This is a genomic window from Lacihabitans soyangensis (assembly GCF_024343775.1).
GTDB lineage: Bacteria > Bacteroidota > Bacteroidia > Cytophagales > Spirosomataceae > Leadbetterella > Leadbetterella soyangensis.
The window spans coordinates 37010-48546 of the sequence record NZ_RJUF01000195.1; the positions used below are offsets into that span (position 1 = coordinate 37010).

The 11537-nt window shown below is 38.6% G+C and carries 10 protein-coding genes; 4 read left to right on the top strand and 6 right to left on the bottom strand.

Annotated elements, in window-relative coordinates; genetic code table 11:
• Window positions 1–9 precede the first annotated feature (9 nt).
• The 3 genes from EGI31_RS24395 to EGI31_RS24405 all read left to right on the top strand — a co-directional run bounded on the left by EGI31_RS24395 (window position 10) and on the right by EGI31_RS24405 (window position 2340).
• The gene (locus EGI31_RS24395) at window positions 10–921 is read left to right on the top strand and encodes a sugar phosphate isomerase/epimerase family protein (RefSeq protein ID WP_255039816.1); all 912 of its coding nucleotides are present in this window, start codon (window positions 10–12) and stop codon (window positions 919–921) included.
• A gap of 11 nt (window positions 922–932) precedes the next feature.
• The gene (locus tag EGI31_RS24400; protein WP_255039817.1) at window positions 933–1508 is read left to right on the top strand and encodes a hypothetical protein; all 576 of its coding nucleotides are present in this window, start codon (window positions 933–935) and stop codon (window positions 1506–1508) included.
• Between the two features lie 478 nt (window positions 1509–1986).
• Entirely contained in the window at window positions 1987–2340 is a 354-nt protein-coding gene (locus EGI31_RS24405) for a hypothetical protein (protein WP_255039818.1), read from the top strand.
• Between the two features lie 52 nt (window positions 2341–2392).
• Here EGI31_RS24405 and EGI31_RS24410 read toward each other — a convergent pair whose 3' ends face one another.
• The 6 genes from EGI31_RS24410 to EGI31_RS24435 all read right to left on the bottom strand — a co-directional run bounded on the left by EGI31_RS24410 (window position 2393) and on the right by EGI31_RS24435 (window position 9803).
• Window positions 2393–4330, bottom strand: a complete 1938-nt coding sequence (locus EGI31_RS24410) for a c-type cytochrome (protein WP_255039819.1) — start codon at window positions 4328–4330, stop codon at window positions 2393–2395.
• Window positions 4331–4343: 13 nt separating this feature from the next.
• Window positions 4344–6143 carry a 3-keto-alpha-glucoside-1,2-lyase-like domain-containing protein gene (locus EGI31_RS24415; protein ID WP_255039820.1) on the bottom strand — a complete coding sequence of 600 codons (1800 nt, stop codon included), beginning with the start codon at window positions 6141–6143 and terminating at the stop codon, window positions 4344–4346.
• Window positions 6144–6293: 150 nt separating this feature from the next.
• Window positions 6294–6536 carry an ATP synthase F1 subunit epsilon gene (gene atpC, locus EGI31_RS24420; protein WP_255039821.1) on the bottom strand — a complete coding sequence of 81 codons (243 nt, stop codon included), beginning with the start codon at window positions 6534–6536 and terminating at the stop codon, window positions 6294–6296.
• 46 nt (window positions 6537–6582) lie between these two features.
• Window positions 6583–8088, bottom strand: coding sequence for a F0F1 ATP synthase subunit beta (atpD, locus tag EGI31_RS24425; RefSeq protein ID WP_255039822.1), 1506 nt, complete (start codon window positions 8086–8088; stop codon window positions 6583–6585).
• 260 nt (window positions 8089–8348) lie between these two features.
• Window positions 8349–9350: a glycoside hydrolase family 5 protein gene (locus tag EGI31_RS24430; protein WP_255039823.1), complete on the bottom strand. Its 1002-nt coding sequence runs from the start codon at window positions 9348–9350 to the stop codon at window positions 8349–8351.
• A 63-nt stretch (window positions 9351–9413) separates the two neighbouring features.
• Window positions 9414–9803, bottom strand: coding sequence for a TraR/DksA family transcriptional regulator (locus EGI31_RS24435; RefSeq protein ID WP_255039824.1), 390 nt, complete (start codon window positions 9801–9803; stop codon window positions 9414–9416).
• Between the two features lie 410 nt (window positions 9804–10213).
• Between EGI31_RS24435 and EGI31_RS24440 the strand changes: the two genes are divergently transcribed.
• Window positions 10214–11491, top strand: coding sequence for a Glu/Leu/Phe/Val family dehydrogenase (locus EGI31_RS24440; protein WP_255039825.1), 1278 nt, complete (start codon window positions 10214–10216; stop codon window positions 11489–11491).
• Window positions 11492–11537 lie beyond the last annotated feature (46 nt).

Below are 11537 nucleotides of genomic sequence, written 5' to 3' on the forward strand. Positions count from 1 at the left end.
ACCTTAAATATGCTAAAACTAGGTTTTGTGTCTGCCATACTTGCAGATTCGAGTTTTGAGGGAGTTGTCGATTTTGCGGCAAATAATGATTTCAAATGTGTGGAAATGATGTGCTGGCCGGGCAATTCGGCGGATGCTCGCAGATACGCAGGTGTGACACATATCGATGTGGAAAACATGGACATCAACTACATCAACGGATACTTGAAACAAAAAAATATCAGCATCTCTGGTTTGGGCTATTACCCCAACCCTCTTGATGCCGACACCAAAAAGTCTGAATTCTATATTGAACACATCAAGAAAATCATAAGAGCCTGCAACCAATTGGGTGTGCCAGTTATGAATACTTTCATAGGTAGAAATCAAGCACTTAACATGCAAGACAACCTCGAATTGTTCAAAAAACTTTGGAAACCTATCATAGAAACTGCTGAACAAGAAGACATAAAAATAGGCATAGAAAACTGCCCAATGTTTTTTACAAATGACGAATGGCCAGGAGGTAAAAACTTGGCGATTTCTCCTGCCGTGTGGGACAGAATGTTCCAAACCTTCCCTACCCCACTTTTTGGATTAAATTATGACCCCTCGCACATGATTTTTCAGATGATGGACGAAATCAAACCGATTTATCAATACAAAGACCGTTTGCACCATGTCCATATCAAAGACGTAAAAGTGTACAGAGACAAACTCGACAGAGTAGGAATTTTGGCCAATCCGCTAGAATATCATTCTCCAAAGCTCCCAGGATTGGGCGATGTAAACTGGAGGGCATTCTTTGCGGCATTGACAGACATCCGCTACCGAGGTCCCGTGGTGATAGAAGTAGAAGACAAAGCCTACGAAGGTAGTCAGGAAGATGTGCATGCGGCCATCAGAACTGCAAGGAATTATGTAAAGCAATTTTTGGATTAAAAATAGAAACTTTGGAAAATACCCTTCATATTTCTCATGATTACATTTCGGAAAAAGATAGAAATAATAAATTTGGTTTAAAACAAATTGTACTTCTATTTGGATTAGTTTTAATTATCAGTTTACTAAAAACAAGAAATTTTGGAGCTAGCTTTTTTATTGTTTTCATTATTTTTCTTTTTGGTTTTATTTATCATAAACTATGGTTTCAATCAAAGTTTTCTGACATATACTTAAGAGAAGTACAATCCAATGGGGCTGAAATTAGACTTACTTATTTAGAAGGAGAATTAGAAAAGAAATTAACCGAGAACCTAGAAAATGTAGAAATAAAAATCGTCAATACTTCAAGTAGAAGTGGTTTTAGTTGTTATTTGTCAATTATAACAGATTCTCTAGAATTCAATATTGATAATTCAATTTCTTGGACACTACTAGAAATAAAGGAAATTTTCATTTTTACAAAAAAATCAAAAAAAAACCAACTTAGCTTTAATGAAGAAGTACTATTAACCGCTATTAATGAACAGCTCAAACTACCATTAACTAAGACCATTGAAGAAATAAAATGGATTAATAAAATGTAAGTATTTCCATTAAAGTTTTATATCCTAAGAATAACATAAACTGAATCAAATATTTCTAGCTAAAACCCATTAGAATATTTATCAATAATAGAGAATACTTTCAAAATAAATTAACACCTAATTTACTATCTATCAATACTTTAATATTTATATTCGCAGCCATTTTATATATTTTTGCTGGTAAAATGGCTGTCAATAATTATTTATCCGCATCCAAAATGTATACATTTATGGTTGTTTTGGCTGCGAATATTTAAAAAATCGTCTCCGAAAACATCGCCAACAAAATTCAAATTTTCAAAGAAAAAACCAAAACTAGAAAATCGATTTTCATAACTTTCGTAACTGTTTTTGGACTTTTAGAAAACGAGTATAAACTGAGTCGGGTACAGAGCGAAATCAAGATTGAAGATTTATTCAAATAAATTCCAACGCTCAAGCGTCTTTCGGGGTCAATAAGAAAAAAACAACATTACAAATGAAAATGCTAACATTATTGGCCATAATGGCTTTCACATTTACTTCTTGCGAACAAACAGAAGTAGTAGTTGGAGAAAACTTCGCAGTAAGTTACAAGCCTACCCAATGCTCAGAACCATGGGATGAGGCTGCTTACACCAACAAAGGAAACCTTTCGAGAGAGGAAAGATTCAAATTATTTTTGAAAGATAAAGGAGTAAGTAATTTGAAAGAATTCAAAAATACGCAAGATGACAAAATATATTGTTCAGCTTGTACTTGTCCTTCCAACGACCTCTTCTCTTTCAAAGTAAGTGAGGCGGATTTAGCAAAATTGAAAACCTTTGAGCCCTTTAAGACTGCTTTAAAATAATCTAAATGGCTTTAATGAAAAGAGGCTGGAGCGATGCTCCAGCCTCTTTTTGTTATTTCAGGGAGTTTATATAACTAGCTATCGTTAGTGCATCTTTCCTTGGTACTTGCGGCATAGGAGCCATCGGAGTAGCAAAATCCGGCCAGTTCTCCGGTTTTGGATTATAAATCAATTGTACGATTTTCTCGTTGGTATATTTACGTTTTGCTATCTCTTTAAACGCAGGTCCCACCACTTTCTTGTCTTCAGCATGACAAGCCAAACAGGTGTGTTTTTGCAACAATGGTTTAATTGTAGCAAACGTCACTGGAGCAGCTTTTGCTGTCGTAATGGCTGCCGTTGGCTTACCTTTCCCATCTGGCGATACCACTTCTTTGGCAGTCTTAGATGGTGCAGTTGCTTTTGATTTGCCTGAATCAAAAGTCTTCAAATCATTGGCAGCCAATTTATTTCCTGTCGGAATTGAATTAAGCGTATAATAAACCGTTGGATGTACCAAAGACCAAGAGTTTGAAGCAGAACGAATTCCTTCAAGATTGAGCTCATGGATGTAATATGGACGAAGCCCGTCAATCACTATTCTCAAAGTTTTGCCATCTTCGCTAAGCTTTACACCTTTCACTTTCAAATCTTGTCTGTTAACAGGTGGTGAACCATAAACTGGATGGTGTTTGTAAATAAAGCTACTTGCGGCTATTGAGGCCAAATCTTCAGCAGATTTTCTGTCAACAGGCATAGTGAAGTTTATCTCAAAACCATCAGGCATGGCCTTACACGTTAACATTTCGAAAGGCACTTTACCGTTCCAAACCAATCTTTGCAATCCCTGATTAGCATCGCCTGCACTTCCCCAACCACGGTTGGTTTCGCCCACAAACATCGATCCGTCTGGCGAGAAAGTCATTCTCATCACACCTGATTGAAAACCTCCACGAAAATCCCAAGCGGCTCCTTGAAATTCACCATTGACTTTCTCCATAAATACACGCATAATCTTAGACTGGCCTTGGTCACCAATAAAAACTTGTCCCGCAAAAGGTCCAAAATCACCGTTAGTTTCGTCTCTAATGATTTCAGAATTAGAAATACCCAAAATTCCATGAGGCAACCAAACCACAGGAGTTTGAACCATCGGATACTTTTCTTTCAATTCGTAAAGCATTTTGAATTTCTCATCCACCACATTTTCAGGTTTGATATAATAACCTGAGGCATTTCTTACTTTTCTATTGTCTCTTTCCGCAAAAAATTGTTCCTCTGTAAGTTTAACAGGCGAATTTTGCATAGTGGTCCATTTCAAACTAGCAGGATGACCCACAAAAGCTCCCTTTTTCACATGCCAAATACCACCAGAACCCATCCAATCACCTTGGTTGTCAGAATAGAAAAGTTCCCCATCTATCATTCCCAAACCTGCTGGCGAACGCATACCTGCGGCCCATGGCTCATAACTACCGTCTTCGTAAATCTTAAAAATCGAACCTCTCGTTTTGGCTCTAGCCTCTCCTCTCCACCATTCCTCATCGCCAAAAGCCACGTTTCCACTCACAAAAAATCCACCATCTGGAGCAATTTTCGGTCCGAAAGAATATTCGTGATAATGCCCCGAAACTTCCCATGCATGAATAGTTTCATAGCTATCAGCTTTCCCGTCACCATTTTTGTCGGTCAATTTGGTCAGTTCTCCTCTTTGAGCACAATAAAACGAACCATCCTTATAAACTAAACCAAGCACTTCATGAAGTCCAGAGGCAAACTTCCTGAAGTATGGGTTTCTAGAACTTGGGTTTTCTACCACCCAGATATCTCCTCTTCGTGTGGCCAATGCCATTGAGCCGTTCGGCATCATCGTGACACCACCCACCTCAAGTAGAATACCCTCAGGCACCGGCAAGGTCACTATTTTGTAATAATCCTCTTCTTTTGGCGATTCTTGGGCCCAGACACCACAAGACATCAGGAATAAAAATCCCAATATTTTAATTTTCATCTCTATCGAATTTTTAGAATATGATTGAATAAATAATTTTGTTGTCCACTGGACTAGCTACTAACTCATTACCATTTTTTATGGTCGCCGGGCTGGCCGTTCTGATAAAATAAGTTTTACCATCTACAGCATAAAGGCCTTCTGCTACTTTTTCTATTTTCGAGCCTTCTGCTATTCGTGCCACTATATTCCCTGACTTTGAAAGACTTATCTCTCTGGTAAACATTTTATTGTCAGCAATTCTGATTTTGTCTTGTACATCAGAACCAAAAATCTTGTACTTGAAAGTCGGCAAATCGTTTTCATCTAAGATATAACCCATTGGTTTATAGCCCGTACCAACAGTATCTTTAGGCCATGAAGAATTTTGGTTGTTCGTCAAGGTCAAATCGTGATTAAGTAATGTTACACTTCCCAATGGCCTAGAGGAACCATCTCCCCTGTCCTCCCACATTGGAGTGGCATCTAGAAACTGTCCTTTCCAAATTTGAACAATCGCTCCTTTGTCCAAATCGTAAGTGTAATGCATTTTCTCAGGCGAACCCACCGATATAGCGTGTACAATTCTAAAATTCTTGTCATTTGGTGATTTCTTAAAATCCATGAAACTTCTAAGCGAAGTATTGGTATTTGCTTCCACCAAAATTGGATCGCTTGGCTTAGAAGCTATCAAAGAGCCTACCACGTGATGAGCAGTGCTTCTGAATCCCGGACCTTCAGACCAAAAACCCAGAGCAGGTTTTATCCAACCATCTCTCTTGTTATTGAAAATCTCGAAAGTATGCTCTCCTGCTGTAAGTTCAATACTCGCCTGACGCTGCTGAGAGGCTAATGTCCAATTGTTACCCAAGATCTCCTTGTTATCAATTTTCAGAGTACTATTTCCTCCTAATTGAGTATAAAAAGTATATTTACCGGCCAAAGGAGCTGTGTATGTTCCTTTAATTACAAAAACATAATCGTTTTGTTTTTTTGTAACTTCCCAAGTAAGGTCTTCTGTTTTGCCACGCTCATCTATCTTTAATGTTGATAAGTCAAGATCGTGCATGTAGTTTCCATAGTAAACTTTGTAACTCAAATCTGACACTTTGCCTGGAGTTTTATCATATTGACTTACCATGATATTTCTAAAAGCTACTGAACCGTGGTCTCCTTGTATTCTCAATGGACCACTTTTAGTTTCTTCTTGTGAAATACTTCCACGCGTTACACCCGAAAGCTCCACATTTTCATGAAGTAAGACATTATTGAGTTTGATGGAAAGAATTTTAGCATTCGCAATTTTCTTCCCATTTGCGTCAAATCTTGGTGCCTGGAAAGATATTTTCATGTTTTGCCAAAGACCAGGAGCCTTGTAAGCATTGAATCGAGGTGCGTAGCCTTCGTAACCTTTTTGGCCATCTGGTTTGCTGTCGTTCCAACGTTCGTAAATACCGCCACAATCATAATACTTAGGAACGTTTGCTCCCCAACTATCGTTTAGTTGAATCTCATATCTACCTTGAAGATATACTCCTGAATTTGAGCCTTTGGCCATCATAAAGTCAAATTCTATGTCTAAATCTCCATGTTCTAATTTGCTAAATAGATCATAATCCAAGCCATATTTACCTTGTTCATGCTCACAAAGAAGTACACCAGTACCAGCAACAGAAATAACTGTATTCTTTTTATCAATATCCACGTTTACATCACCTACAATCCTCCAATTGGTAGATTTAGATACAAATGAAGATAAATCATTTAAAGGAATGGGCGTTTGAGCATAGACCAAACTCTGACAGAGAGCCAGCAGCAGAAATAGTTTTTTCATAAAAGAAAGGTTTTTTATTGCAAAAATAAGGCATCATTTTCCTTAATTCGATATTTTTTAAAAATTTTTATTAAATATCTAAAATGCCTAAAACAAAAAAAGGTTGAGACCACAATAGCCTCAACCTTTTTCTCAAAGAATAAATATCTGTTAAACCACAGCCTCGGCCAAAACCAAAACTTTGTTATTAAATACTTGTAAAACTCCACCATCTACTACAATGGTTTCTTTCTTGTTTCCAATTTCATAAACCAAATCGCCCGTTTTTAGCGTACTCACCATAGGAGCGTGATCTTTCAAAACTTGAAACTGACCGTTTTTACCCGGAAGTATAACTGAATCTACTTCGCCATTAAAAACGTTTTTTTCTGGAGTTATTATTTCTAAATTCATAATGCTAATTTATTAATGTGTCAATTTGATTATTCAAATTAACCAATTATTTCGAAGCTTCAGCAATCAATCTCTCACCTTTCACTACTGCGTCTTCGATAGTACCTACCAAGTTAAAAGCAGCTTCAGGAAGATGGTCGTAATCACCAGCCATGATTTTGTTGAATCCTTTGATGGTATCGTTGATATCCACTAGTACGCCTTTCAAACCTGTAAATTGTTCTGCAACAAAGAATGGCTGAGAAAGGAAACGTTGAACACGACGAGCACGAGATACAACCAATTTATCGTCTTCTGAAAGTTCTTCAAGACCAAGGATGGCGATGATATCTTGCAATTCTTTATAACGCTGAAGAATGTTTTTCACGTTTTGAGCACAGTCGTAGTGAGCATCGCCCAAAACTTCTGCCGAAAGAATTCTTGAAGATGAATCCAATGGATCCACCGCTGGATAAATACCAAGCTCAGCAATTTTACGACTCAATACCGTAGTGGCATCTAAGTGAGCAAAAGTTGTTGCTGGAGCAGGGTCAGTCAAGTCATCGGCAGGTACGTAAACGGCCTGTACCGAAGTGATTGAACCTCTTTTTGTTGAGGCAATACGCTCTTGCATCACACCCATCTCCGTAGCCAATGTTGGTTGGTAACCTACCGCTGAAGGCATACGACCCAAAAGGGCAGATACCTCAGAACCCGCTTGTGTAAAACGGAATATATTGTCAATAAAGAAAAGGATATCACGTCCTTTACCTTCGCCGTCACCATCACGGAAGTGTTCTGCAACAGTAAGACCCGAAAGGGCTACTCTCGCACGAGCACCAGGAGGCTCGTTCATTTGACCAAATATAAATGTAGCTTGAGACTCTTTCAAAGCTTCTCTATCAACTGAGTCAAGATCCCATCCGCCTTCTTCCATTGAATGTTTGAAAGCCTCACCGTATTTCACGATGCCTGACTCGATCATCTCACGAAGAAGGTCATTTCCTTCACGAGTACGCTCACCTACACCGGCAAACACTGAAAGACCAGCATAAGCCTTAGCGATGTTATTGATAAGTTCTTGGATCAATACGGTTTTACCCACACCAGCACCACCAAACAAACCAATTTTACCACCTTTTACGTAAGGAGCAAGAAGGTCGATAACTTTAATACCAGTAAATAATACTTCAGTGGCAGTAGCCAAATCTTCAAACTTTGGTGCACTACGGTGAATCGAAAGACCTGGAGTGTTAACAGCTCCCAAACCGTCGATAGCCTCGCCCACAACGTTGAAAAGACGACCTTTTATTTCTTCGCCTGTAGGCATTGTTATTGGAGTACCCAAGTGTGTAACTTCTTGTCCTCTCTGAAGACCGTCAGTACTATCCATAGCGATGGTACGGATTCTATCTTCACCAAGGTGTTGCTGACACTCAAGGATTACTTTTTGACCATTTGACTTTGTTACAGACAAAGCATCTAATATTGCAGGTAGAGAAGCGGCTTCCCCCTCAAAACTTACGTCCACAACGGGTCCGATGATTTGTGAGATTTTACCAATATTTGCCATTTATGAAATATTTAAAATTTATCTACTGATTTTTGGACTGCAAAATTATGAATTCTGCATGATAAAACAAATCTGAAACAAATCTTTTTTTGTATTTTTTTTAGAGAATACCAAAAAATTGGCACTTTTTATTGTAGTAAACTATGAATGTCAGAAACCGCAACTATCAGATTCTAGAAGAAAACGCATTTCTAATTTCTCCGTACCTCTGGAATGTATTTGGTTTACTTCAATCAACAATCTCGATTAGGGATCTCTATTTACTTATCTTTTCTCTCCATCAAAGCTTTTTTGAAAAATACACCATGACGTGTCAAGTCGTAGTTCCAGTTGGAGAATAAACTAGGAGCCCAGCTTGGGTCAAAAACCCAAACTACCCAAGAAATATTCTTTGTATCGCAATATTTCATGATGGCTTCTCCGTAGGATTCATCACTAATTACAGGCACATGGGCACCTTTTTCTTCGGCACCAGCGAACCCGATTTCGGTTAAAATCAGTGGATATTTTTCTTTTACAAATCCCCAATCTTTGGTCCATTTTTCTTCCCATGGTTTTGGTCTTTTCTGAGGATAAGGATGCGAAACATAGCCAATTCCTTCAGCATTGATAGGCTCAGAGGCAATTTCAGTTAAGTCGTAAGCCCAATTGAAGCCCGCAACTAGCGGTATGGCGGTATTTCCATGTGCCCTGATGATTCCGATTATTTCCTCGTTGAGTCTTTTCCAATCTTGCCAGCTGCAAGTCCCCAACTCACCATTGTAAGTGGTAGGTTCGTTGAAGATTTCAAAAAACGCAACCGTATTATTTCCTTTAAAGTGCTTGGCCATTGTTCGCCAAAACTCAAAAGTTTCTTTTTGTGTAGTTTCGTATCCCTCTGCCTGATACATTTCTGTTCTGAGATTCCCTATCGAATGCCAATCAATAATGACGTACATTTTCTGACTTCTTGCCAATAATACTCCTTCATCAAGCAGTTTTAAGTATTTTTCTTTTCCTACTCTCCGCCAAGCAGCTGGGTGAACCGGAAATCTGACCACATTTGCACCCCAAGATTTCATTGCTTCAAAATAGGCCAAGTCCCAATGACCTTGATTGGATAATTTTTCAGGATCGCTGGTGTTCAGCCCTCTCATCACAAATGGCTTATTATTCACGATGAACTCATTGGCTTTAACACTGACTTGCGGCAAATCAGAAGATTGAGAAAAACCGCTTAGGCTTTGGAGGAAAGTAAAAATTAATAGAACGATGTTTTTCATTTTCAAGGTTTTGAAAACAAAAATAGGAGAATTAAACAAAAAAAAACTTGCACGAGGCAAGTTTTAAGATTGTTTTAGTTTAGATTCAATAGTCTGCTGAGTGTGAGGAACCGCCCTAAGTCTTTCCTTCGGAATTAACTTGCCCGAATCCCTACAAATACCGTACGTGCCATTTTTGATTCTGATAAGTGCCGCCTCAAGTTGAGAAGCAAACTTCTGAAGTCTCGAAGCCGACTGGCTCAGTTGTTCTTTTTCTCTCACGTCTGCACCGTCTTCGAGCGTTTTAGAACCCACCGCGGTGTTATCGGTACCGTTGTCGTTTTTTCTACTTAATGTCTCTTTTATGAAGTTAACTTCATTATAAGTGGCGGCCAATTTTTTATTGATAATTTCTTCAAATTCTGCCAATTCGGTTTCCGAATATCTGGTTTTTTCTTCTATTGAATTAGCCATAATTAAATCTGTTTTCTTTGGGTTGTTAATAAGTAGTTTTTAAAAATTTCCGCAAATATAAGTCATTTAAAAAAACTAGCAATCTTTTTTTAAATATTCCCAAAATTGACTGTTTATCAAGGTGTTGATTAAACTTAATTGGTTACAAAAAAAATGATTCAAATTTAGCTTTTGGGCAAACTAAGGGGCATTCGAATCAGTAGCTTCAACCAAATATAATTTTGTAGAAAAAAATTTTCATATCTCATTTTTTACAAAAGCCATAGAATCGACTGTTTTTAAACTCAAACACCTATTTATCTATTTCTTTTTGCCAAAATATCAATATAACTAATTTTAGAATAAATATGAAATTTGAAAGAATCGAAAACTTTGTATTAAGTTTGCACCCAAATCAAATAATAAAATAAATGACCTATTTAGAGCCGGCTCCAATAAAGGACAAAGAAAATCCTTTGGAGTCAATGATGTCTAGGTTTGACGCTGCGGTGAAAATCCTTGGAATCAGCGACGAAATGTACAATATATTGAAAGTACCCGCCCGACAAGTAATTGTAGGATTGCCGGTAACGATGGACAATGGCAAAATCGAAGTTTTTGAAGGTTATCGGGTAATTCACTCTACTATTTTAGGTCCGGGAAAAGGAGGAATCAGGCTAGATCCAGATGTTACCCTTGATGAAGTGCGGGCTTTAGCAGCTTGGATGACTTGGAAATGTGCTGTTGTGGATATACCCTACGGTGGAGCAAAAGGTGGCATAGCTTGTAACCCAAGAAATATGTCGGCAGGTGAGATAGAGCGATTGATGAGGGCATATACACTCTCGATGCTTGATATCTTTGGGCCAGACAAGGACATTCCGGCTCCAGACATGGGCACCGGCCCAAGAGAAATGGCTTGGTTGATGGATGAATATTCCAAAGCAAAAGGCATGACGGTGCAAGCCGTAGTTACTGGAAAACCCCTTGTTCTAGGAGGATCGTTAGGAAGAACGGAGGCTACAGGGCGAGGGGTAATGGTATCAGCCTTGTCCGGTATGGAAAAACTTAAACTGAACCCTTACCGTGCGACTGCAGCCGTTCAAGGCTTTGGAAATGTTGGCTCACATGCGGCGGCACTTTTGCACGAAAAAGGTGTCTCTATAACAGGTATCAGCGATATCAGTGGTGCATACTTTAACGACAAGGGAATTGACATAGACAAAGCCATGGCTTACCGAAATGCAAACAACGGCACTTTGGAAGGTTTTGGTGGAGCCGAAAAAATTGACGCTGAAGAATTATTATTTTTACCAGTTGATTTGTTGGTTCCTGCAGCCAAAGAAGACGTTATCACTAAAAACAATGCCGGAAAAATACAAGCCAAACTTATTGTGGAAGGAGCTAATGGACCGACCTCTGCAAAGGCTGACGACATTATCAATGAAAAAGGCATCATGGTGGTTCCTGATATTTTGGCCAATGCGGGTGGCGTTACTGTTTCGTATTTTGAGTGGGTACAAAACCGTATCGGGTATAAATGGACACTCGACAGAATAAACCGTAGAAGCGACCGAGCGATGAAAGACGCCTTCAACAACGTCTTCGACATTTCTCAAAAACATAAAGTACCAATGCGGCTGGCGGCCTACATTTTGGCCATCGACAAAGTATCTAGCTCTTACAAGTTTAGAGGTGGATATGGATGATTCGATTTTCGATTGATTCGATTGACGATTGTTGATTTTAGATTGA

What these genes read in the sequence shown, in the direction of transcription:
- atpD (WP_255039822.1), bottom strand. Translation starts at nt 8,088, where the DNA reads ATGGCAAATATTGGTAAAATCTCACAAATCATCGGACCCGTTGTGGAC.
- EGI31_RS24410 (WP_255039819.1), bottom strand. Translation starts at nt 4,330, where the DNA reads ATGAAAATTAAAATATTGGGATTTTTATTCCTGATGTCTTGTGGTGTC.
- EGI31_RS24440 (WP_255039825.1), top strand. Translation starts at nt 10,214, where the DNA reads ATGACCTATTTAGAGCCGGCTCCAATAAAGGACAAAGAAAATCCTTTG.
- EGI31_RS24435 (WP_255039824.1), bottom strand. Translation starts at nt 9,803, where the DNA reads ATGGCTAATTCAATAGAAGAAAAAACCAGATATTCGGAAACCGAATTG.
- EGI31_RS24415 (WP_255039820.1), bottom strand. Translation starts at nt 6,143, where the DNA reads ATGAAAAAACTATTTCTGCTGCTGGCTCTCTGTCAGAGTTTGGTCTAT.
- atpC (WP_255039821.1), bottom strand. Translation starts at nt 6,536, where the DNA reads ATGAATTTAGAAATAATAACTCCAGAAAAAAACGTTTTTAATGGCGAA.
- EGI31_RS24405 (WP_255039818.1), top strand. Translation starts at nt 1,987, where the DNA reads ATGAAAATGCTAACATTATTGGCCATAATGGCTTTCACATTTACTTCT.
- EGI31_RS24430 (WP_255039823.1), bottom strand. Translation starts at nt 9,350, where the DNA reads ATGAAAAACATCGTTCTATTAATTTTTACTTTCCTCCAAAGCCTAAGC.
- EGI31_RS24395 (WP_255039816.1), top strand. Translation starts at nt 10, where the DNA reads ATGCTAAAACTAGGTTTTGTGTCTGCCATACTTGCAGATTCGAGTTTT.